Consider the following 22,056-nt stretch of genomic DNA (forward strand, 5'->3'; position numbering starts at 1 on the left):
TCCGATGAGCATGCATCCCTTGCCCTATATGTGGGCACGTGCGCATCGCGCGGTACTGTCGCTGCGCCCGGGTGCCGAGCGCCTGCTTGTCAGCACGCGTACCCCCGCATGGGCCATCGACGAAGTGCGCCGCTGCCATGGCGAATGGCCGCAGGTGGAAGTGGACGATGCCGAGCTCGAAACCTTGCTCACCACGGCATACAGCGATACGGGGGATGCCGCCTCGGTGGTGGGCGCCGCCGAAACGGAAATCGACCTCGATCGCTTGCTGCAGGACATGCCCGAGATCGCCGATCTGCTCGACGTGCAGGACGACGCGCCCGTGATTCGCATGATCAATGCACTCTTCACCCAGGCCGCGCGCGACAACGCCAGCGATATCCATATCGAACCCTTCGAAACGCACTCGGTGGTGCGCTATCGCGTGGACGGCACGCTGCGCGACGTGGTCAGCCCGCGCAAAGCCCTGCATGCCGCGCTCATCTCGCGCATCAAGATCATGGCGCAGATGGACATCGCCGAGAAAAGATTGCCGCAGGATGGCCGTATTGCCCTGCGCGTGGGGGGCAGGGCGATTGACGTGCGCGTATCAACCTTGCCGACCGGGCACGGTGAGCGCGCCGTGTTGCGCTTGCTCGACAAGGAAGCAGGGCGCCTGCAGCTTGAGAAACTTGGACTCGCGGGCCCATTGCTCAAGGACTTCGATCGATTGATCCGACAGCCGCACGGCATCGTGCTGGTCACCGGGCCTACCGGCAGCGGCAAGACCACGACACTCTACGCCGCGCTCTCGCGCCTGGATGCCGCCACGAGCAACATCCTCACCGTTGAAGACCCGATCGAATACGACCTGCCCGGCATCGGGCAGACGCAAGTCAACGCCAAGATCGACATGAGCTTCGCCCTGGCACTGCGCGCCATGCTGCGCCAGGACCCCGATGTGATCATGATCGGCGAAATCCGCGATCTCGAAACCGCGCAGATTGCCGTGCAGGCTTCGCTGACGGGCCACCTGGTACTGGCCACGCTGCACACCAACGATGCCGTATCGGCCGTCACGCGCCTCACCGACATGGGCGTGGAACCATTCCTGCTGTCGTCATCGCTATTGGGCGTATTGGCTCAGCGGCTGGTGCGCCGCCTGTGTGTGCATTGCCGCGAGCCGGCGCCCGATCGTCCCGGCACCTATCGTGCCGTGGGATGCAGCCAATGCAACCACACCGGCTATAGCGGCCGCACCGGGATTCACGAACTCTTCGTGGTGGACGACAGCTTGCGCAAGCTCATTCACGAAGAAGACGGCGAACAGGATCTGCGCATCGCCGCCAGAAAGGCCGGGATGCAAACGATGCGCGAAGATGGGGAACGCTGGATATCGACAGGCGTGACGTCGCCCGAGGAGATCGTGCGGGTGACACGAGACGGCTAAGCAACCCGTCTAAGAGAAAGCGCGAAGGTTTAGCGCAACAACTTAGCGCAACGACTTAGCGCAACGACTGAGCGCAACGACTGAGCGCAACGACTGAGCGATCAGGCTTGGCGAGACATGCGGTGCGCGACGATCCACGCACCGCCTGCTCTTGGCTAATCTCACTTACTTCGTTCGTGGCGTATTCAGCATTTCGTTGAGCTTGTCGCGGCCGAAGGCGCGGCTGGCCTGCGGTACGAACTCGCTCATCATCGGCGAGCCCTTGCCGAAGGCGTAGTAGCGCACGTTCGTCAGGCCAACCGAGCCGATCAGGCCGACCACATTGTTGACGTCATCGAGCTTCAACTGCGAATCCGCCAGCACAGCCACGGGCGTCTCGCGTCCTCGGGCCGGATCGCCGGCCACCGCACCCAACGTTCGACCGAGCTCGTCGAACGTAAGGCGCTTCTTGGCGTTGTCCACCGTGTAGGTCGGATACTTGGCGCCCTTGGCTGTAGGGTAGGCCTGCACCACGACGGGCTCGGCAGCGATCGCCGCCACGCTCAAGGTAAGGCCGGCCAGCGCACTGATAAGGTGTTTGATCATAGGTTTCACTCTCCTGTGTAGCGACGATAACGCGTAGCAGGATTATTCTCGAATTGCCCGGCGATGGGGTAGACGCTGTCTTCATGCGCGCTCATGTTCGTGAGCTGTCCGCTACCCAGATCCACAATCAAGCCCGTGTGCCCGGAGTACCGTGCACCACCGCCGCTCAATGCATAGGCGGCCACATCGCCCGCTTGAGGCGCTTCGCCCTGATCGATCAATCGCCAGCCGGGGATGCGCGTACCGGGGTGGGCCCATTCGGCAGCCAGCGGTTGACGTCCCATCACGACCGCAGCAGCGCCCGCTTCGCGGATCACATCGATCACGAATTTATTGCACTTGTTGGTATTGGCCGCGAAGTCGCCTTTCGCAACCGCGAATGCCCACGCCTTGCTGTTGTTATGCATGACGGCCACACGATTGATGCGCGTGCGGCGATCGAGGTTGGCAGCCGATCCTTCGCTATTGCCAGCCGACGTGCCCGACTGCGACAACGCGCTGCGATTGGTGCGGGTTTCCATACGAAACACTTCCGGGCGCTGCTGCAACGTCTGCAGCGTACGGCCGCCCACGTCCACCACGCCATCAGGTGCACCCATACCCATGGCCTTCTGGAAGCCCTTGATGGCGCTGGCGGTTTGCCCGCCAAACAGGCGGTCTTCTTTCAGAGGGGTAGCACCCGGCACCCGACGAATATGGCCATTGAGCAGCTTTTGAATCGCGCCCACGTCTTGCGGCTTATTGGCCCGGCCCATGCCTACGGCTGAAGTAATCGACACGCCCGCATCTCCTATTGGTAATGAAGGCCGCATTACATCGGGTCGGGAGGATTAGAGCTGTGACATACGGATTTGGTGGCGGTTTTTACGGGTTTGAAACATGTTGGAGCAGGTGACGTATACAACCCGAAATTTAATTCGTCGGCTTAGCAGCCGATGGGGGTACGGCTGCGCATCAATGTGGCGGGTGTCGGTTTTTGAAGCCAATCAGCGTACGCCTTACGCGAGGCTTTGGCGATCCGGGATAGCGATTGCTGGCGCATTTGCGGATGTGGCCCAAAATGGTGCGGCAGCATGCCCCACGATATACCGCAGTTCGCCTCAAGCCTGCATTCGCCAGGTGACCTCCAGTTCGATCGACACCGGCGCTCCACATAGGCTGCCGGTCATCGCACGCCGGCATTTCAAGGAGTCAGTCATGAGGATCAAACAGGGTTGTGTTGTCTTGCTAGGTTGCACGCTAGGCGCGGCGGCTTTCGCTCAAGAAGCCGTCGCACCTGTCGTCGCACCTTCCACCTCGCCTGATTTCCGCCGCATTACGCCGGAATGGTCGGGGTCGGTCACTGTGTATGGTTGGTTTGCAGGCGTTCGTGGCGATACGCGGCTTGGGCGCCTGCCCACTGCTTCTGTCAATACGAGTTTCAGCGATATAGCGCGGGTGCTTGATTTCGGCGCCATGGGCATTGTCGAAGCGCGACGCGGCCGGTTTGGTTTCGTGGGAGAGACGATCTATGTGAAGGTGTCCGATCGTGCGACTGGCCGATTCGGTGAGGTGACGGCTAAAGTGCGCCTCGAGGACTTCGTGGGCCTGGCTGCGGGCAGCTATCGCGCGATGGAGGGTGACTGGGGCACTCTCGATCTGCTGGCCGGCGCGCGTGTATTCTCGCTCAAAAGCACCGTCAGTTTTTCCACGCCTGCTGCGTTTCCCAATTACAGCAACTCGCGCACAAAAACGTGGGTCGACGCCACTGTGGGGGCGAAAACGCGTTTGGATCTGAATGAAAAGTGGTTTGTCACGATGTGGGGGCTGGTGGGTGCGGGCGGCTCCAAGTACGACTGGGATGTTCTGACTGCAGTCGGGTATCAATTCGACAAGCGGTGGTCGGTGTCGGCCGGGTATCGCGCCATCGGCGTCGACTATCAAAGCAGCGACTTCGGCTACCGCATGATTCAGCACGGGCCGATGCTCGGCTTGACCGCGCGGTTCTGAAACGGTCGGAACGATCATTGCGCGTTGCTTGAGCTTGGGGCAACGCGCAATGATCGGAACACCTCATTTCACATCACGTCATTTCACGTCATTTCACTTTGGCCGAATGTACTTGCTTAGTTGATTGGCTGCGCCCTCGGTCCATTTGTCGATAAGCGGCTTAAGATCGTTGGGTTGAACAGCCTTCGCGCCTTGATCCACCGACTTGATGCGCGTGCCGTCGCCCGACCGAACGGAGGCAAAAAGCAGTTGCTGGGTGCGGCTGTCGGTGACCTTCGACTCGATCGACACCGACGCCGCTTCTGGACGTCCCCCCTCGACCAGCGCAACCGCACCGGTGATTGCCAGACCGATCGGGATGTACTGATAGGCTTTAAGCGCTTCGGTTTGCGCGCCTACGGCTGTGATGGCAATGCGCACGTGCGCGACACCGGGCCCCGGGCCATCTGCCAACCGCATGCGCTGGCCGATCTTCTGGCGCAGACTGCTATCGGCATAGGCACCAATCTCATTGAGCGTCTGCATCGAGACTTTGTCGGTGGGTTCGGGAGCGGGGTAGAACTCGACTTTCTCCAGCCACACGGCATCGTAAGTGGTGGGCGTGAAGGCGGGGTTTTCGTACACCAGCCGGCTACCCCCGCCCGGCGCATCTTCTTTGTGCAACATCGAATAGTTCGACAGGTAACCCGATTCCTTTGGCGGATCGGATGCGCAGCCTGCCAGGATCAGCGCTGCAGCGCTGCCCAAACATAATTTGCGAAAGGTGGTCGCATTCATGTCTACCTCACTGGTGTGTTGGGCCGTCGCGGGGTGCGTTGGCCGGATATCGACGTGCACCGATAAGCCCGCGGGGGGCGCAACGTTGCGGCCGCACAAGCGTCTCTCGGCGGTAAGGGTGGGTCAGGCTGCGGCGGTCGTGTGTCGTCGTGCGGCGGCAACCACGCTCAGGGAGTGTGGCCCCTGGGAGGACGCGATCAGTTGGCCGAGTACGGCAGGCGTATTGGCACGAGAAAAGCGGGATGCGAGCGTTGGGCTGCGCATGACAGCATATGAACTGGACCACGACATATTTGCATCTCCCCGTGCGCTTGGCACCGATGCAACTGCGTTGGACGATCAGTAGTCAAGTCGTACGAGCAGCTCGAAGATTGCGTGCTTGGCCGCGCTCACGGTCGGTGGTGTGAGCCGACCGACCGCTTGATAGTGACATGACGGCATGAATTCCGGAAGCACTAAATTTGACGTCGCATAGCTGCGCTCCGCCACGCCTCGGCTGCGTATTTCGAACCCTCGCAAGAGGTGATCGCAATAGACCATTCGGAGGAGAAAAAGGCACTTGTATATCAAGTTATTGCGACTATCCTTGTTTGGACAATTCGTGACGGCGGTGGCAAATACGCTTCGAGGACATCACATGGATTTGTTGTCGGCATTACGGCGATTACATCGGCTTGAGAGACGGCTGATTCGCCTTAGCAGCAACCAGAGACTTTCCATCACATCGCGTGGCTATGCGGAGTATGCGCAGGCGGCATTCGAGGTTCGACATGCGGAGATGTGCGTGATGACGCTGCGAATAAAATCAGCAGAACTTGGCACAACGACGTTGCGCGCCTGAATCTCCGTTGGTCGACGACTCGCAACCGTCGGGGATTTGCGTGCCCATTCGGCTACGCAAATTGCTCCCCATACGGATCACTACATCACTTGCCTCAGCGGTTTACGCTAGCCTGCATCGCTTTCATGATTTGCGCTTTGACAGCCTCCATATTGAAACTGGCACCGCGCTGCATGGGCGGAAATTCGATGGCTGACTGTGCTAGCTTGCCGATCTCATCCTGGACAAACTGAAAGCGCCAAAACTCGTAGACGAACCAGTTGTAGAAGGACAGCGATCCTCCTGTGGATGACGGCAAACCGGTGCGTTCAAACGGATCGAGCCTTAGATTGGTCAGAATCGGCCAATCGACTTTCTCGGTGGCACCCAGCCAACCGCCTGGCTGATCCGTGAAGCGATACTTGTAGTCGTTGATGCGTACAGCGGAAAGTGAGCTTTCGGTGAAGTAAATGATCTCATGGCGCGCGGAGGGTCCCTTGCCGGTAATAAGTGCCGTTTGGTCGTATCCATCCAAGTGCACGGTGTAGTTCACGTCGCCCAATTGTTTGCCGCGCTTGAATTCCTCGACGATGCCGGGGTTGCCTGCGGCGGTCAGAAACGTGGGAAACCAGTCCATGCCTGACACTATGCCGTTTTCAACGGTACCGGCGGGCACTTTGCCGGGCCAACGAAGCAGGGCGGGGACGCGAAATCCGCCCTCCATCGCAGTGCCTTTGCCTCCGGCGAACGGCGTTTGTCCGCCATCCGGCCACGTGAAGTTCTCCGCGCCGTTATCGGTGGTGAACACGACGATCGTATTGTCATCGATGCCAAGGTCTTTCAGCTTCTGCAGGACGATGCCGACGTCGTCATCCAACTGAGCCATACCGGCCTCTTGCAGCGACCAACCATTTTCAGAATTCCTCATGGCGTCATACTTTTCAGACAGGTGCGTCACGACATGCATTCTTGTCGGGTTGAGCCACACGAAAAATGGCTTGCCCTCCGTGTTGGCTTTATCGATGAAGCCCAATGCGCGATCGCGGATTTCATCGTCCACCGTCTCCATCCTTTTTGGATAGAGCTGGCCGGCATCCTCAATGCGTTGTTTGCCGACCTTGCCCCAACGCGGTTGCACAGTAGCGTCATCGGTGCTGGTAGCCCAGCTGTGCACCATATTGCGTGGCCCGAGCTTGGCCAGCAGTTCCTGTGGGTAGTTTCGATGCGATGGGTCTTCCATCGCGTCCAGGTGATATAGATAGCCGAAAAATTCGTCGAATCCATGTACCGTCGGCAAAAATTCGTTCAGGTCGCCCAAATGGTTTTTGCCGAACTGACCGGTGGCGTATCCCATTGCCTTCAAGGCCGTGGCAATCGTTGGAGCCTGTGCTGGAATGCCTACCGGGGAGCCAGCCTGACCCACGGTGGTGAGGCCCGTGCGCACCGGCAGCTCGCCAGTGATGAAGTTTGCGCGGCCCGCTGTGCAACTTGCTTCAGCGTAATAGTCGGTGAATCGCATGCCCTGCATCGCCAGACGGTCAAGATTGGGCGTCTTGCCTGCCATCATGCCCTGATGATAAGCGCCAATATTGAACCACCCAATATCGTCCCCCATGATAACGAGAATGTTTGGAGGCTTAGGCGGCGCCTGGGCGAGTGTCGGCGTGTTGCCCAACGTCAGGAGAGCCGCAGCGGCGAACATACTGGATAGCAGTTTTGCATTCATCTCGAACCTCATGGATGGTTTTTATCGAAGCACGACCTGCGGTGCGTACGCGTCAGCCAAGGTGAAGACGAGCCGTCGCCGCCATTGCAAATGAGAAAAAAAATAATGTCGACTAGGCCCATAGCGCGCGCAGGCGGACAGGCTTGGGCGGGAAGTGGCTTGAATTGCAGACTACAGATCGATGGCGATGAGCAAGTAGGGATCGAAACGCCATCGATTTACAAGCAAAAATAAATTGGTCATCAAGCAATCGTCTGCAGCGAAACCTATATGTTCGCGACCTAGCCTCAAGGCAAACCGAGGCTACCGAGCGTCTTGAAAAAACCAAGTCTTTAATTCGAATTTCTTATTGTTGGAATGCTGTCGAATCAGACTGCAGAGTTGCATGCAAATTTGCACCTCAGAATTTGGTCTGTGGCGCTTGATGGCTTGCAATTAATCGAGTCTTGGCCAAGCCCTTCGCTTTGTCAATGATTAGCAAGCTAGGTGTTTACCCGCGAGGGGCGGTGGAATCAATGACCGAATTTAAGCTAGTTCAATTCGCGACTAACGCGCAGAAGTTAGCATCCGTGAGCGTTTCGACGAATTAAAAAATTAAGAAATTAGACGTAATGCATTGGAAAATCGATATGAAATGCTGCGTTTGGTGGTACCCGGTGACATGGTTCGTTGAGGTACGCAGACGTTGTCCGCTTAATGCTACGGTGACGGCTATCTAATCAACCCATTCGAGCTTATTCATATGAATCCTAATCCGGCGATCGATGACGTGTTGCGGGTCGCGTTGGTGACAGGATCCACCTCCGGTATCGGCGCAGCCATTGCACGCGCACTAAGCAGGGCGGGCTATGCGGTGGTGATCCATTCAAGAGAATCGGCGACTATCGGGCGCGCAATGGCTGCCGAAATGAAGCAGGCTATTTACGTGCAGGCTGATCTTGCGCTCGAAGCTGATCGGGTCAGACTTATTGACGAGGCGATCGCGGCATGGGGGCAACTGGACGTTCTGGTTAATAACGCCGGCATTAGCAGAGTCATTCCACACGGCGACCTTGCCGCGGCCAATTCAACCGTTTGGCACGAACTCAACGAGGTCAATGTGGTGGCGCCGTTCCACCTCGTCACATTGGCCGAGTCGGCGCTGCGCGATGCTGCCCGCCACCGTCGAGCAGGTTGCGTGGTAAACATCAGCTCGCATGCCGGTATCCGCCCCAAGGGCGCATCGATTCCCTATGCGGTAAGCAAAGCGGCGCTGAATCACATGACGAGGTTGCTCGCGGTGTCGCTTGGGCCAGACATTCGCGTCAACGCTGTGGCACCGGGTCTGGTCGACACACCGATGACCGCAGATTGGACGAGTGCACAGGCGTTGTGGCGTACTCGTGCCCCGATGCGCAGGGCAGCCAGCCCGGACGACATCGCCAAAGCGGTTGCGTTGCTGGTCGAGTCAGACTACTTGACCGGCGAGATACTGCTGTCGGACGGCGGATTGAATCTGACGTAGATTGAACCCGTACCGTTGGATCAGGTGAAAAGAGGGGGCACGCTGATTCGCAGATTGGCCAAAACATTGCCGTTTTACAGTGCGGAGCGCCATGCTGTTGCATCGCTGCAATGCTGAACGGCGTCACATCGAATTTCACGCGCGCTATACCAAGGTTCTGCTAAGCTCACGCGCCTGCCAAACATAGTTTTACATTTGGAGTGAAGGGTGATCCGCCCGGTCCAATTCGAGAGAATTCATGATGAGTGAAAATCAAGTCCTTTCAGCTGCTTTGAAAGAAAATGCCGACAGCCTGATCGACGCCTGGCTGTCCGATCTCGAATTGCACGATGCCACCGAGCGTCGGGCCGTCGCCACCGAAGCCCGCAACATCTTGCGTGTTTTGGCTGATGCCGTTCAGGGGGGCAGTGAAACGGCCACGCTGAAAGCGGCTGCCGGCTGGGCACCGATGCGCGACCTTCTTGCCGCGCTTTCAAAATCGCGCGCCGCAAAGGGTCAATCGGCGGGAGAGACGAGCCAGTTTCTCCTTGCGCTCAAAAAGCCGCTGTTCGATATCACCCAACGACTCCAGGCATCGAATCCTGGTGATCTGGCTGGCGCACTCCTGGCCATCTCGACTGCCGTCGATCGACTTGCTCAGCACACGGTGACCGTGTTTCAACTGGCCCGTGAGGACGTCATTCGACGCCAGCAAGAGGAGTTGCTGGAGCTGTCGACCCCCGTGGTGAAACTTTGGGAGGGCGTGCTGGCGGTGCCGATGATTGGGGTGCTGGACAGCAATCGCACCCAGATCGTGATGGAAACCCTGCTCCAGAGCATTGTGGATACGGGATCGGAGATCGCCATTATCGACATTACGGGTGTGCCCACCGTCGACACGCTGGTTGCCCAACATCTCTTGAAAACCGTTACCGCCATTCGCTTGATGGGCGCGGAGTGCATCATCAGTGGCATTCGACCGCAGATTGCACAAACCATCGTGCATCTTGGCATCGACTTGCAAGGCATTACGACCAAGGCCACTTTGGCCGACGCGCTGGCGCTGGCGATGCGCCAGAGCGGGTGGCGCGTTTCCCGGGAAGCCTGAGCATCATGGATCGCATTCCAATCCTTCGTATGGGCGCCACACTGCTGGTGACCATTCAGGTCGACATGCAGGATCAGACCGCGCTTACCCTGCAGGACGACCTTGCGGCACAGATCATCAAGACGGGTGCCGATGGTGTGATGATCGACATCTCCGCCATGGAAATGGTCGATTCTTTCGTTGGCCGAATGCTGACGAACATCTCGAGCATCGCCCGCATTCTCTCTGCCGATACGGTAGTGGTGGGTATGCAGCCCGCCGTGGCGATTACGCTCGTCGAGCTTGGACTCTCGCTTGACGGCGTTCGCACGGCGCTCAACGTTGAGCGCGGTATGGCCATGCTCGAAAGATCCCGTCAGGGGAATCATTTTGGCCGTTGAGCCCACGGGTACGCTCCCCTTGCAGTCCGAGCAGCACATTGTGGCCAGCCGTCAGATGGTGCGCGCGCTCTGCCAGGATTTGAAGCTGTCGTTGGTCGACCTCACGAAAATGGTGACTGCGGCGAGTGAATTGTCACGCAATACGCTCATTCATGGCGGCGGCGGGCAGATGCGCTGGGAGTTCGTCGAACGCAACGCGCGTCGCGGTCTGCAGTTGCACTTCGAAGATCAAGGGCCGGGCATTGCCGATCTGACGCTCGCGATGTCGGACGGCTGGACCAGCGGCAGCGGCATGGGCTTGGGCCTGCCGGGCAGCAAGCGCTTGGTGAACGACTTCGAGGTCGCCTCCACCCCGGGTGCTGGAACTCGCGTGAGTATCACGAAGTGGAAGTGATTCGCGGCTGGACGCACACGGCTTTTCCGATCGAGGACGAGAGCCGCATCGGTGAGGCCCGCCGCTTTGCAGCGCGCGCGGTCGAGTCATGGCCATGGAGCCCAGACGATGCAGGGCGATTGGCGTTGGTCATCACCGAACTCGGCACCAACCTGTTGCGGCACGCCGTCAATGGCCGACTGCTCATCGCAGCGCGCGCGGATGTGGCGGAAGTCGAGCTCCTGTCCATCGACGATGGGCCGGGGATGGACGATCTGTCCACATGCATGACGGATGGGCATTCATCCGGAAGTACGGCGGGTATCGGGATGGGTGCCGTCAAACGGCTGTCCAACGATTTCGATATTCACACCGCGACACCTGGCGGAACCGTCATCGTGGCACGGCTGCGTGCGGGCCGGGAGACCGGTTTGTCGGCGGCCGCCCCAGTCATGCGGCTCGGCGCGGTATGCCTGCCTGTTGCCGGAGAAATCGAGTGCGGCGACGCCTGGGCGGCCGGCTGGGATGACGCCCGCATCGCCCTCACGATCATCGACGGACTCGGACATGGTCCCGAGGCGGCAAAGGCGTCGTCGGCAGCCGTCGATATCTTTGCTGCCGCGCCCGGCGCCGACATTCAGGACATCGTTCAGCGCACGCACGTCGGTCTCCAGGCCACGCGCGGCGCGGCGTTGTGCGTCGCCACGATCGACGTTGCCGCGCGCAAGCTGCGTTACGTGGGGGCAGGCAACATCGTCGGGCGTGTGGTGTCCGGCGTGTTCGACAAATCCCTCGTCACCCAGCACGGCACGGCCGGTGCGCAAATTCGCAAGCCTGAAATCGCGGACGTCGACATTCCCGAACATGCAATCGTGATCTTTCACAGTGACGGCCTGGCCACGCGCTGGAAGCCGGAAACGATCCAGCCCCTGCTGCGACGCGATCCTTCCATCATCGCAGCCGTTCTGCTGCGCGACCACTCACGCTTGCGCGACGATGCGACCGTAGTCGTGCTGCGCCTGAACGCCTAGGACGACCCTCATGCCCACGCCTGCCGACTCGCAAGATTGCCTGCCCATCACGCAGGAACTGGCCGAGGCCCGTTTGCAGCTCGATGCCCTGCGCGAAGAGCTGGATGAAACCAACCGCGGGGTGGTTGCGCTGTATGCCGAACTCGATGCTCAGGCTGAGCAGCTCAAGCGCGCAACCGAATTGAAAAGCCGTTTTCTGGCTTACATGAGCCATGAGTTTCGCACCCCGATCAGCTCGATTCTCAGCATCACGCGCTTGCTCACGGACCGCATCGACGGGCCGCTGACGCCCGAGCAGGAGAAGCAGGTTCACTTCATCGAAAGCACAGCGACCGAATTCGCGGAAATCGTCAACGATCTTCTGGATCTGGCAAAGATAGAGGCCGGCCGTGTCGACGTGTCGCCCGAGTGGTTCGAGATGGTGGATCTCTTTTCCGCGTTGCGCGGTATGTTCAAGCCCGGCCTGATCAACCCCAACACCACGCTGATTTTTGAAGAGCCGGTGGATATCGGGCGCATCTACACCGACGATCGCAAGCTCTCACAGATCCTGCGCAACTTCATTTCCAACGCGTTGAAGTTCACCTTGCAAGGCGAAGTGCGGGTGAGTGCCGTCAGGCAGGACGACCGGTTTGTGCGATTTTCCGTCAGCGATACCGGCATCGGTATCGCCACCGAACACCACAGCGCTTTGTTCGACGACTACAGTCAGGTGGATTCGCCGATCCAGAAGCGCTTGCGCGGCACAGGTCTGGGACTATCGCTCAGCAAGCAATTGGCGACGCTGCTCGGCGGCACCGTCGACGTCACCAGCGCGTTGGGCGAGGGCTCCGTCTTTTCAATCACGGTGCCCGCAGTGCTTCCCGTCACCCACATGAACGCTCCGGAATGATCATGCCTTCTCGACCGATGATCAGTGCGACCATAGACCGATCCCTGCATACCGTATTGGTTGTCGACGACAACCCCACCACGCGCTATGCCACGGCGCGCGTTATTCGCGCTGCCGGCTTTCAGACCGAGGAAGCGGGAACGGGCACCGAAGCGCTCGCGCTCGCCGTGGAGGGTGTGGCCGCCGTCGTGCTCGATGTGCATCTGCCCGACATCGACGGGTTTCAGGTGTGCAGCCGCCTGCGCGCAGACGATGCCACAATGACCCTGCCGATCATCCATCTTTCGGCGGCGTTCGTGGAAAGTGCCGACAAGGTGGCCGGTCTGGACGCTGGCGCCGATGCCTATCTCGTGCATCCCGTCGAGCCGGCCGTACTCATCGCGACCTTGCAGGCGTTGATTCGCGCCCGCATGGCGGAGGACCGGTTGCGCACCAGCGAGGCACGGTTTCGCGCCATCTATGATCAGGCGCCTACCGGCATGGCACTGATCGACGATCAGGGACGGTTCGCCGATGTCAATCCCGCGTTGATCGCCACGCTGGGACGCGGACGCGACGCCTTGCTGGGCCAATTGGTGAGTGCTTTCGCACCGCCGGAAAAAGCGGCTTTCGTGCAGTCGAGAATGACACGTTCGACAGTGTCGCCCGGCTCATGGAAGGAGAGCTTTCCGCTGACCAAACCCGATGGCACCACCATCCGTCTGGAATGGACCGTGTCGACGCATATCGAGCCCGGCTTGCGTGTGGGGATCGCGCTCGACGTGTCCGAGCGGTACGAGCTGGAACGCCGCCGTCGTGAAGTCCTGGAGCGCGAGCAGGCCGCGCGATCCGCCGCCGAACAGCAGAGTCGCACCAAGGACGATTTCGTCGCGGTGCTTTCGCATGAATTGCGCAACCCGCTGAATGCGATCGGTGGCTGGGTGCATGTGCTGCTCGTGGGCAAGCGCACGCCGGAACAACTTGAAAAAGGCCTTTCGGCGATCGCGCGTAGCGTGAAAGCGCAGGCCCGTCTGATCTCGGACATTCTCGACGTCTCGCGAATCAGCTCCGGCAAATTGCGGTTGCACCGCGAATGGGTGGCGCCCGAAGCACTCGTGACCGAATCGCTGGATGCCTTGCGCGTGCAAGCACAGAGCAAGCGTGTTGAGATTGTGCTGGAAATGCAAGATGCCGATGAACCCGCATGGCTGGACGGCACGCGATTCCAACAGATTCTGTGGAACCTCACCTCCAACGCCATCAAGTTCTCCGAATCGGATACACAGGTTGTGATTCGACTTGCACGCGACGGCGATCTCTTGCGCGTGTCGGTGCAGGATTCTGGCCGCGGTATCCGACCCGATTTCCTGCCGCATATCTTTCAACGTTTCAGCCAAAGCGAATCGCCCGACAGCCGCATCCACGGCGGACTGGGCCTGGGGCTGTCCATTACCAAGAACCTGGCTGAATTGCATGGCGGCACGATCACCGCCGAAAGCAAAGGCGAAGGGCAAGGCGCAGTGTTCACGGCGGTGTTGAAGGTCGTGCCGGATGGCGAGCTCACGACGGTAAACGAATCGCACAGCACGCAGACGCCCGCGCCTGAACTCTCGGGCTTGCATGTGCTCGTGGCAGAAGATGATCCAGACGCTCGCGAAATTCTCACCCTGGTGTTGTCGGAAGCCGGTGCCACGGTGAACAGTGCGCCCAACTACGACGTTGCGATTGCCTTGGCGGGGCAACACTGGCCGGACGTCCTCGTAAGCGATATCGGCATGGCGGGGCGAGATGGCTACGACCTGATGCGTGCCGTACGCAAACTCCAGATCGACCAGGGCAAGCCCGCCATTTTTGCCGTCGCGCATACTGCTTTCACCCGCGAGCAGGATCGCGCGAAGGCATTGGAGGCGGGCTTCGACACGCATCTCGGCAAGCCGCTTCAACCGCATGCACTTATTGCGCTACTGCGCGACAAAGCATTGAGCTTGGGAAACCAGCGGGCTGGCGATATCTGACCGGTGCGTTGCGCTGAGGCCTTTTTCAAGCGTGCGTCGCCAGGACTGCGTTCACACCATGCTGGGGTGTCGCCACCCGAACCCATCGTCCAATGACAAGGGCGGCGAGAAGCATGACTGCACCTGCCGTGACGAATACGCCGGTGACGCCGCCGAGCCCGAATACAAGTCCGCCTAGCGCTGCACCAGCAGCGATTGAGGATTGCACAGCCGCCACAACCATCCCTCCGGCAGTTTCCGCTTGATCCGGGACGGCGCGTGCGACCCAGTTCGACCACGCCACTGGAACGCCTCCGAAAGCCAGGCCCCACAAGGCAACCAACAATGCCAATCCCGTTGTTTGGACGGGGATCAGGACCATGCCGAGGGCAGCGATGCCAACCAACGCCGGCATCAATACCAAGGTGGCACGCAGGCTACGTTCCATCAGCCAACCGGCCAGCAAGGTACCGACGAAATTGGCGGCACCGAATCCCAACAACATCAGCGACAGTTCGTCCACGTTGATCTGGGAAACGCTTTCGAGGGCCGGGCGAATGTATGTGAATAGGGAATACTGGCCCGTATGCGCAAGCACGCATCCCATCATGCCTATCGCAATACCCGGGCGGCGCAGCAACGCCATGACCGATGCGGTATGCAGCGCCTTACGTGGTGCCATCGCAGGAAGTGTGAACCACTGGAAGATCAATGTCAGCGCTCCCACTGCGGCGGCCGCAAAAAATGCGCTGCGCCAGCCATAAAGCCCACCCAGATAGCTTCCTAATGGCACCGAAACGACGGTTCCCACCGCGATACCGCTGAAGATGATAGAGAGCGCGCGCGGTACGCGCTTGGCCGGAACCAAACGCATGGCAACCGCTGCGGCCATGCTCCAGAATCCTCCCAACGCAATGCCAAGCAGGATGCGCATCACTAACAAAACGATCAGACTTGATGACAGCGCCACGAGGAGGTTGGAGGCGATCATGAGTACGGAGAAGCTGAGCAGCACGACACGTCTGTCGAACTTACGCGTCAGATGAGGCACGAGCAAACCGGCGAACAACGCGACAACTGCCGTCACGGTCACTGCTTGACCCGCCAACGCCTCCGACACGCCGAGGTCAAAGGCCATCGGTGTCAGTAAACTTGCTGGCAGGTACTCGGCCGTCAGCAGGCCGAAGACGCCCATTGCCAGGGAGAAGACTGCCATCCAGGGTGTGACATCAGACATCTCGTCTGCAATGCCGCTGGGCACATCATCAATAACGTGATCACTCATCTTGAACTTCCTAGATATCTATCGCAGCTGAAAGTCTAGGTTTGAACGTCCAGATGATCCATGATGCTAAGTCTTGATGTTTTGATCGAAACGCCGGAATGACTGAAAAACTTCAATTTGCCGTGCCGTCCGACCTCATCAGCGAGTTGCTGACGGGGATGCACTTGCGTGGTGTTCAATACCGCAGAATTCAAACCGGGCCCACGTTTGGCCTGGGATTCCACCATCGGCCAGGTCATGCGTACTTTCACTATGTGGCTGTGGGCACAGCGCTTCTACGCACGAATGAGGGTGCGGTACACGAGCTGATGCCTGGCAGTGTGGTTTTCGTTCCTCAAGGCGCGGCCCACCAACTTTCATCGGATTTGGCGGGCGCATGTCAACCGATCGATATGTTCGATGCGATCCCCATCGGTGAGTCAGTCAGCGGGGTGGACACCTGCCCAAGCACGCACCCAACCCCAAGCGCAGTGCTTTTCTACGGTTGCATGGCGCTGGATCTTGGTGGCATGCACGGACTTGGAAAGTTGATGCCTGACGTGATGGTGGCCAACACGGATGAACATCGTTATCCAGACCTGGCGCCGATTCTAAGCGCCATGAAGCGTGAAATTTGCTCTGGACGCATCGGGTTCGCGGGCATGTTGGCACGTCTTGCGGAGGTGGCGGCCGCAATGATCTTGCGTGGATGGATCGAATGCGGCTGTGAGCATGCGACCGGTCTTGTCGCGGCTTTGCGCGACCCACGTCTCGCCCGTGCCATTCTGGCGCTGCATCGTCAACCGGGCAAAGACTGGACGGTTGCCGAATTGGCTGCCGAATCGCATATTTCGCGCTCGGTTTTTGCGCAACGATTTCAGGCCACGATGGGCTCACCGCCATTGCGCTATGCCACGGAACTGCGGATGCGTCTCGCCAGCCAATGGCTAGCCAAGGAAAAGCTGTCGATCGACGCCGTGGCTGAGCGCCTGGGTTATGCGTCTCAAGCCGCATTCAGTCGGGCATTTAAACGTGTACATGGTCAGCCGCCGGGAGCCAGTCGGCAGCTACATCCATGATCAATATCGAGAGGATTGGGAAGCGGCCCGCGATTAGTTTCAGGTTTGACCTGCGGGTGATGGGTCTTGCGCGCCACAGCCGTGAATGAACGTGGCGATCCACCACTTGAGCATGTTTGCAGGGGCAAGCCGACCGCGGCGTTCGGCGTCCACTACCGTATACATCAGCGAATTGAAGACGTCCGTCATCCAGCTCGCCGGAAGCTCAAGACGAAAAATCCCGTCCTTCTGGCCGCGCAAGAAGAGACCTTCAAGACTCGCCTCATGCGTGCTCCACTCAGCCGCAAACGGATTCGAATCGCTCAAGTTTGCCTTCTGCACCACTTCATAGTCGGTCATCAGGAAGGCGCAAAACTCGCGCTCGGTGAGCAGGTTTTCCGCCAGGCGGGTAAGGGCTTCCACCGGCGGCGCACTATCGAGATGGGCGTCTTCGAATATTCGCCTGACACGCGCCATCCCTTCCTTGCGCATGACGTCGAGCAAGCGCTCGCGGGTGGCCGCAAAACGGTAGAGCGTCGTCTTACCGATCCCGGCCGCTTTCGCGATCTCTTGCAGACTGCCTGCGGGATGCGTGCTGAGCGCTGCCGCCAGGGCGCGTTGCATCTGATCCTCGGACATGGCCATATTCGATTCCTAACGTGTGCGGCGACTCGGGTGATCGCCCTCTGGCACCGCCATGATACAGACTCAACCCTAAAGGAACAAAAACGATCCAATTAAAGCTAATAAAGTCTATTTAGCGTAGAATCCGTCCACAAAACCACGCTTTCCTAGGACTTCTCCGATGCCGCGCACCCACTTTCCCCTCAAGATTTCCATCACCGCGGTGGCGCTTTGCATGGTGCTGAGTGCCTGCGGTAATGGCGACGATGGCAGCCAAGCCAACGCAAATCCGTCGGACGCGCCTGAGGTCACGGTGCTCGAGGTGCAACCCGCCCCGCGTCAGATCGACGCCACGCTTCCAGGCCGTATCGCCGCGGTGCGTACGGCTGAGGTGCGCGCTCGTGTGTCGGGGCTGATCGAGAAGCGCAATTTCGAAGAGGGCTCGGAGGTCGAGGCGGGGCAGGTGTTGTACACGCTCGATCCTGCGCCAATGGCGGCTGCGCTGGCCCGGGCCAAAGCCGCCTTGCAACGTACCGAGGCTGAAGTGCATCAAGCCACCACGCTGGTGCGGCGCTATGAACCCCTCGCCAAAGCGCGTGCCGTCAGCCAGCAGGAATACGACAATGCGGTGTCGGCGTTGAAGTCGGCGCAAGCCGATCGTGCGGCGGCCAAGGCCGAGGTGCAAACCGCCGAGCTGAATCTGGGCTACACCACCGTCAAGGCACCCGTCTCCGGCCGCATCGGCCGCTCGCTGGTATCGGAGGGCAGTTTGATCGGCAGTGCCGAAACGACGGCGTTGGCCCGCATCCAACAGCTCGATCCGATTTATGCCGACTTCCAGCAATCCGTGACCGATCTGATCCGGCTGCGTGCGGCCCACGCGAGCGGCGCATTGGGGAAAGGCACGGCGGGCGATCCCGACGTGAGCATCGAACTCGAGAACACCGATTTCAAGCAAGACGGACGATTGTTGTTTTCCGAGGTCAGCGTAGACCCGACTTCCGGCCAGGTGGTGCTGCGGGGCGAGTTCCCCAACCCGCAGCGTGTGCTCCTGCCCGGAATGTACGTACGCGTACGTGCCGCGACCGGCGTGGATCCGAAGTCCATTTTCGTGCCGCAGAAAGCGATTCTGCGGGGGTCGGACGGCATTCCTAAAGTCATGTTGGTGGACGCAGACAACACCGTTCAGGAGCGTGTCGTTCGCACCGGTGTGATGGAAGGCGCCAACTGGCAGATTACGCAGGGCCTGGACGCCGGCGATCGCGTGATCGTCGAACGCGCCGAGAAGCTGGCGGCGGGCACCAAGGTGCGGGTGCGTCCCGATACCAAGGCGGCCCAATCTGAAACCCGCGCGCCTGCCGCTTCGTAAACCTCCCGTGAGCGCGCTCCCGCTCAGGACGAATTCCCATGTCAAAGTTCTTCATCAATCGACCCAATCTTGCCTGGGTGGTCGCGATCTTCATTTCGCTGGCCGGGCTGCTGGCATTGCCCAATCTTCCGATCGCGCAGTACCCCACCGTTGCGCCGCCGCAAATCCTGATCACCGCAAACTATCCCGGCGCCTCGGCGCAAACGATCAACGAGAGCGTGACGAGCCTCATCGAAGAGGAACTCAATGGCGCAAAGGGCCTGCTGTATTACGAGTCCACGAGCAGTTCGAGCGGCCAGTCCGAGACCTACGTCACGTTTGCGCCCGGCACCGATCCCGATCTGGCGCAAGTCGATGTGCAGAATCGGATCAAGCGGGTCGAGGCAAGGTTACCGAGTTCGGTTACGCAGCAGGGCTTGCAGGTCGAGCAGGCCAGCAGCAACTTTCTGCTGATCTACACGCTCACCTACAAGAATGGTGACAAGGATCCTGTGGGCCTGGCGGATTACGCCGCGCGTAATGTGAATAACGAGATTCGCCGCGTGGCCGGGGTGGGGCGGGTGCAGATGTTCGGCTCCGAGCGCGCCATGCGTGTCTGGATCGATCCCGCCAAGCTTGTCGGCTTCGGTCTTTCGCCGGCTGACGTGAACAACGCCATCGCGTCGCAGAACGTGCAGGTTCCGGCCGGCAGCATCGGTGCGCAACCCGGAACGCCCGATCAACAGATCACCGCCACAGTGATGGTGCGCGGCCAACTGCAAGACCCCGAGGAGTTCGGCAATATCGTGCTGCGCGCCAATGAAGACGGGTCGGTTGTGAAGTTGAGCGATGTGGCCGAGGTGGTCACGGGCAGCCAGGATTACACCTTCAATTCGCAGATCGACGGCAAGGCTGCCGCCGGCGTTGCGGTACAACTCGCTCCTGGTGCCAATGCGCTTGCGACGGCAGAAGGCGTGAAGGCACGCCTGGCCGAACTCTCAAACGGTTTTCCGGCAGACATCGAATATGCAACCCCTTACGACACATCGGTGTTTGTGAAGGTTGCGATCGAGAAAGTGGTTTACACCCTCCTCGAAGCGATCGCGCTGGTGTTCGTGGTGATGTTCCTGTTCTTGCAGAACTTTCGCTACACGTTCATTCCGATCGTGGTCGTGCCGGTCTGCCTGCTCGGCACGCTCGGAGTGATGTTGCTGCTGGGCTTTTCGATCAACATGATGACCATGTTCGGCATGGTGCTGGCCATCGGCATTCTGGTCGACGATGCCATCGTGGTGGTCGAAAACGTAGAGCGCATCATGGCCGAAGAGGGGTTGTCGCCGAAGGAGGCGACCCTCAAGGCCATGAGTCAGATATCGGGCGCGATCGTGGGCATCACACTGGTGCTGGCCGCGGTATTTCTGCCGCTTGCCTTCATGAGCGGATCGGTCGGCATCGTGTATCGCCAGTTCTCGATTTCGCTTGCCGTATCGATCATGTTTTCGGGCTTTCTGGCGTTGACCATGACGCCCGCACTGTGCGCCACGCTTTTGAAGCCCATTGCCAAAGGTCATCACGAAAAGAAGGGCTTCTTCGGTTGGTTCAACCGCAAGTTTTCCCGGCTCACCAACGGCTATGCCAGTCTGAACAACCGCTCGCTCAAGCGTGTGGGTCGCTGCATGGTGGTGTACGCCGCGTTGATTGCGGTGCTGGCCTTTGCGTATGGCCGTTTGCCCTCGGGCTTCCTGCCGGTCGAGGATCAGGGCTACATCATGGTCGATACGCAACTGGCCCCCGGTGCCACATTGCCGCGCACGAAAGCCACGATCGATGAGATCGGCCAGGTAGCTGCTGACATCCCGTCGGTAAGCTCCACGTTGTCCATCATGGGATTCAGCTTCTCCGGATCGGGCCAGAATGCCGGACTCTCCTTCGTCATGTTCAAGGATTGGGCAGAACGGTCGAAAGCGGAGTCGGCCGAAAGCGCCGTCAACACCATCAATGCCCGCTTTGCCGAAGCGCGCGACGGTACGGTGTTCGCGGTATCGCCACCGCCCGTTGAGGGCATGGGCAACAGCAATGGGTTCTCGTTGCGCTTGCAGGATCGGGCAGGACTGGGGCGCGAGGCATTGTTGCAAGCGCGCGATCAGCTCATGGGCAAGGCGTACGCTTCGGAATCCATTGCCTACGTGGCCATGGAAGGGCTGGCCGATGCGCCGGAAATCGAACTCAAGGTAGATCGCGACAAGGCGCAAGCCCTTGGCATTGCTTTCGACGCGATCAACACCACGCTGTCGACGGCCTTTGGGTCGAGTCAAATCAATGAGTTTGCCAACGTGGGTCGCATGCAGCGCGTGATCGTGCAAGCCCGGCCGGATGCACGCACCACGCCCGAAGATCTGAAGCGTCTCTATGTGCCCAATCGCAGTGGTGAACTGGTGCCGCTGGACGCGTTCACCGAGATCGCCTGGTCGCATGGGCCGGTGCAGGTCGTGCGTTACAACGGCTACCCCGGTATCAAGTTGATGGGCGATGCCAAACCGGGCTACAGCTCCGGTCAAGCGATGGCGGAAATGGAACGCTTGGCCGCCGAATTACCGCCGGGTATCGGGTATGAATGGACGGGACTGTCGTTTCAGGAGAAAGCGTCGGGGGCGCAGGCACCGATCGTGATCGGTCTCGCGTTGCTGGTCGTATTCCTGCTGTTGGTGGGGCTATATGAAAGCTGGTCGATCCCGTTTTCGGTGATGCTCATCGTGCCGATCGGTGCATTGGGCGCGGTGGGCGCGGTCACGTTGTTCAACATGCCCAACGACGTTTACTTCAAGGTCGGGCTGATCACCATCATCGGACTGGCCGCCAAGAACGCGATTCTGATCATCGAGTTCGCCAAGGATTTGCGCGCGCAAGGCCGCTCGGCCAAAGAGGCCGCGATGGAGGCCGCGCGGATTCGTTTCCGTCCCATCATCATGACCTCGATCGCCTTCATTCTGGGTGTGGTGCCGCTCGCCATCGCCAGCGGCGCAGGCGCCGCCAGCCAGCGCGCCATCGGCACGGGGGTGATCGGCGGCATGCTTACCGCCACGATTCTGGGCGTGCTGTTCGTGCCGATCTTTTATGTGTGGGTGCAAAGCATGACCGGCAAGAAAGCGCCTGCGGTAGACACCCCGAACACCCCCGCCCAGGAAGCAAAGTGAGT

At 59.7% G+C, this 22,056-nt stretch carries 19 protein-coding genes; 13 read left to right on the forward strand and 6 right to left on the reverse strand.

Annotated features, from left to right (window positions below):
• Positions 1 to 4: 4 nt before the first annotated feature.
• Complete coding sequence (gspE, locus tag EYW45_RS10075; RefSeq protein WP_202444647.1) at positions 5 to 1,429, forward strand: type II secretion system ATPase GspE; 1,425 nt, start codon at positions 5 to 7, stop codon at positions 1,427 to 1,429.
• Positions 1,430 to 1,594: 165 nt separating this feature from the next.
• On the opposite strand, the gene EYW45_RS10080 is transcribed toward gspE, so the two are convergent.
• Together EYW45_RS10080 and EYW45_RS10085 are read right to left on the reverse strand one after the other, a co-directional pair.
• Positions 1,595 to 2,014: a hypothetical protein gene (locus tag EYW45_RS10080; protein WP_161135210.1), complete on the reverse strand. Its 420-nt coding sequence runs from the start codon at positions 2,012 to 2,014 to the stop codon at positions 1,595 to 1,597.
• A 5-nt stretch (positions 2,015 to 2,019) separates the two neighbouring features.
• Entirely contained in the window at positions 2,020 to 2,793 is a 774-nt protein-coding gene (locus tag EYW45_RS10085; protein ID WP_161135211.1) for a peptidoglycan-binding domain-containing protein, read from the reverse strand.
• Positions 2,794 to 3,211: 418 nt separating this feature from the next.
• Here EYW45_RS10085 and EYW45_RS10090 point away from each other — a divergent pair, with 418 nt between their 5' ends.
• Positions 3,212 to 4,003, forward strand: coding sequence for a hypothetical protein (locus EYW45_RS10090; protein ID WP_161135212.1), 792 nt, complete (start codon positions 3,212 to 3,214; stop codon positions 4,001 to 4,003).
• A 93-nt stretch (positions 4,004 to 4,096) separates the two neighbouring features.
• Here the strand turns inward: EYW45_RS10090 and EYW45_RS10095 are convergent, their stop codons facing one another.
• On the reverse strand, positions 4,097 to 4,780 hold the full coding sequence (locus EYW45_RS10095) for a DUF3313 domain-containing protein (protein WP_161135213.1): 684 nt from the start codon (positions 4,778 to 4,780) through the stop codon (positions 4,097 to 4,099).
• Positions 4,781 to 5,417: 637 nt separating this feature from the next.
• Between EYW45_RS10095 and EYW45_RS10100 the strand changes: the two genes are divergently transcribed.
• Positions 5,418 to 5,621 (forward strand): hypothetical protein, encoded by a 204-nt coding sequence (locus tag EYW45_RS10100; protein WP_161135214.1) that lies wholly within the window; start codon positions 5,418 to 5,420, stop codon positions 5,619 to 5,621.
• Between the two features lie 94 nt (positions 5,622 to 5,715).
• Here EYW45_RS10100 and EYW45_RS10105 read toward each other — a convergent pair whose 3' ends face one another.
• On the reverse strand, positions 5,716 to 7,326 hold the full coding sequence (locus tag EYW45_RS10105) for an arylsulfatase (protein WP_161135215.1): 1,611 nt from the start codon (positions 7,324 to 7,326) through the stop codon (positions 5,716 to 5,718).
• 742 nt (positions 7,327 to 8,068) lie between these two features.
• On the opposite strand from EYW45_RS10105, the gene EYW45_RS10110 reads away from it, so the two are divergent.
• From EYW45_RS10110 to EYW45_RS10140, 7 genes are all read left to right on the forward strand, one after another.
• Positions 8,069 to 8,830, forward strand: coding sequence for an SDR family NAD(P)-dependent oxidoreductase (locus tag EYW45_RS10110; protein WP_161135216.1), 762 nt, complete (start codon positions 8,069 to 8,071; stop codon positions 8,828 to 8,830).
• Between the two features lie 238 nt (positions 8,831 to 9,068).
• Positions 9,069 to 9,917: an STAS domain-containing protein gene (locus EYW45_RS10115; protein WP_161135217.1), complete on the forward strand. Its 849-nt coding sequence runs from the start codon at positions 9,069 to 9,071 to the stop codon at positions 9,915 to 9,917.
• Positions 9,918 to 9,922: 5 nt separating this feature from the next.
• On the forward strand, positions 9,923 to 10,297 hold the full coding sequence (locus EYW45_RS10120) for an STAS domain-containing protein (protein WP_161135218.1): 375 nt from the start codon (positions 9,923 to 9,925) through the stop codon (positions 10,295 to 10,297).
• Positions 10,287 to 10,691 (forward strand): anti-sigma regulatory factor, encoded by a 405-nt coding sequence (locus tag EYW45_RS10125; RefSeq protein WP_161135219.1) that lies wholly within the window; start codon positions 10,287 to 10,289, stop codon positions 10,689 to 10,691. The genes EYW45_RS10120 and EYW45_RS10125 overlap by 11 nt, the downstream gene beginning before the upstream one ends.
• Positions 10,682 to 11,701, forward strand: a complete 1,020-nt coding sequence (locus EYW45_RS10130; RefSeq protein WP_161135220.1) for an ATP-binding protein — start codon at positions 10,682 to 10,684, stop codon at positions 11,699 to 11,701. Before EYW45_RS10125 ends, EYW45_RS10130 begins: the two co-directional genes overlap by 10 nt.
• Positions 11,702 to 11,711: 10 nt before the next feature.
• A complete protein-coding gene (locus EYW45_RS10135; protein WP_161135221.1) occupies positions 11,712 to 12,593 on the forward strand; it encodes a sensor histidine kinase in 882 nt (293 codons plus the stop codon).
• Positions 12,594 to 12,595: 2 nt separating this feature from the next.
• The gene (locus EYW45_RS10140; RefSeq protein WP_328703611.1) at positions 12,596 to 14,587 is read left to right on the forward strand and encodes a hybrid sensor histidine kinase/response regulator; all 1,992 of its coding nucleotides are present in this window, start codon (positions 12,596 to 12,598) and stop codon (positions 14,585 to 14,587) included.
• 25 nt (positions 14,588 to 14,612) lie between these two features.
• Here EYW45_RS10140 and EYW45_RS10145 read toward each other — a convergent pair whose 3' ends face one another.
• Positions 14,613 to 15,851 carry an MFS transporter gene (locus EYW45_RS10145; protein ID WP_161135223.1) on the reverse strand — a complete coding sequence of 413 codons (1,239 nt, stop codon included), beginning with the start codon at positions 15,849 to 15,851 and terminating at the stop codon, positions 14,613 to 14,615.
• Between the two features lie 98 nt (positions 15,852 to 15,949).
• Here EYW45_RS10145 and EYW45_RS10150 point away from each other — a divergent pair, with 98 nt between their 5' ends.
• Positions 15,950 to 16,909 (forward strand): AraC family transcriptional regulator, encoded by a 960-nt coding sequence (locus tag EYW45_RS10150; RefSeq protein WP_161135224.1) that lies wholly within the window; start codon positions 15,950 to 15,952, stop codon positions 16,907 to 16,909.
• Between the two features lie 39 nt (positions 16,910 to 16,948).
• Here EYW45_RS10150 and EYW45_RS10155 read toward each other — a convergent pair whose 3' ends face one another.
• The gene (locus tag EYW45_RS10155) at positions 16,949 to 17,533 is read right to left on the reverse strand and encodes a TetR/AcrR family transcriptional regulator (protein WP_161135225.1); all 585 of its coding nucleotides are present in this window, start codon (positions 17,531 to 17,533) and stop codon (positions 16,949 to 16,951) included.
• A gap of 160 nt (positions 17,534 to 17,693) precedes the next feature.
• Between EYW45_RS10155 and EYW45_RS10160 the strand changes: the two genes are divergently transcribed.
• Both EYW45_RS10160 and EYW45_RS10165 read left to right on the forward strand, forming a co-directional pair.
• Positions 17,694 to 18,881 carry an efflux RND transporter periplasmic adaptor subunit gene (locus tag EYW45_RS10160; protein ID WP_161135226.1) on the forward strand — a complete coding sequence of 396 codons (1,188 nt, stop codon included), beginning with the start codon at positions 17,694 to 17,696 and terminating at the stop codon, positions 18,879 to 18,881.
• 38 nt (positions 18,882 to 18,919) lie between these two features.
• Positions 18,920 to 22,054, forward strand: coding sequence for an efflux RND transporter permease subunit (locus EYW45_RS10165; RefSeq protein ID WP_161135227.1), 3,135 nt, complete (start codon positions 18,920 to 18,922; stop codon positions 22,052 to 22,054).
• Positions 22,055 to 22,056 lie beyond the last annotated feature (2 nt).

It is taken from the genome of Schauerella aestuarii, from assembly GCF_009866805.1.
In the GTDB taxonomy this organism is placed as follows: domain Bacteria; phylum Pseudomonadota; class Gammaproteobacteria; order Burkholderiales; family Burkholderiaceae_B; genus Schauerella; species Schauerella aestuarii.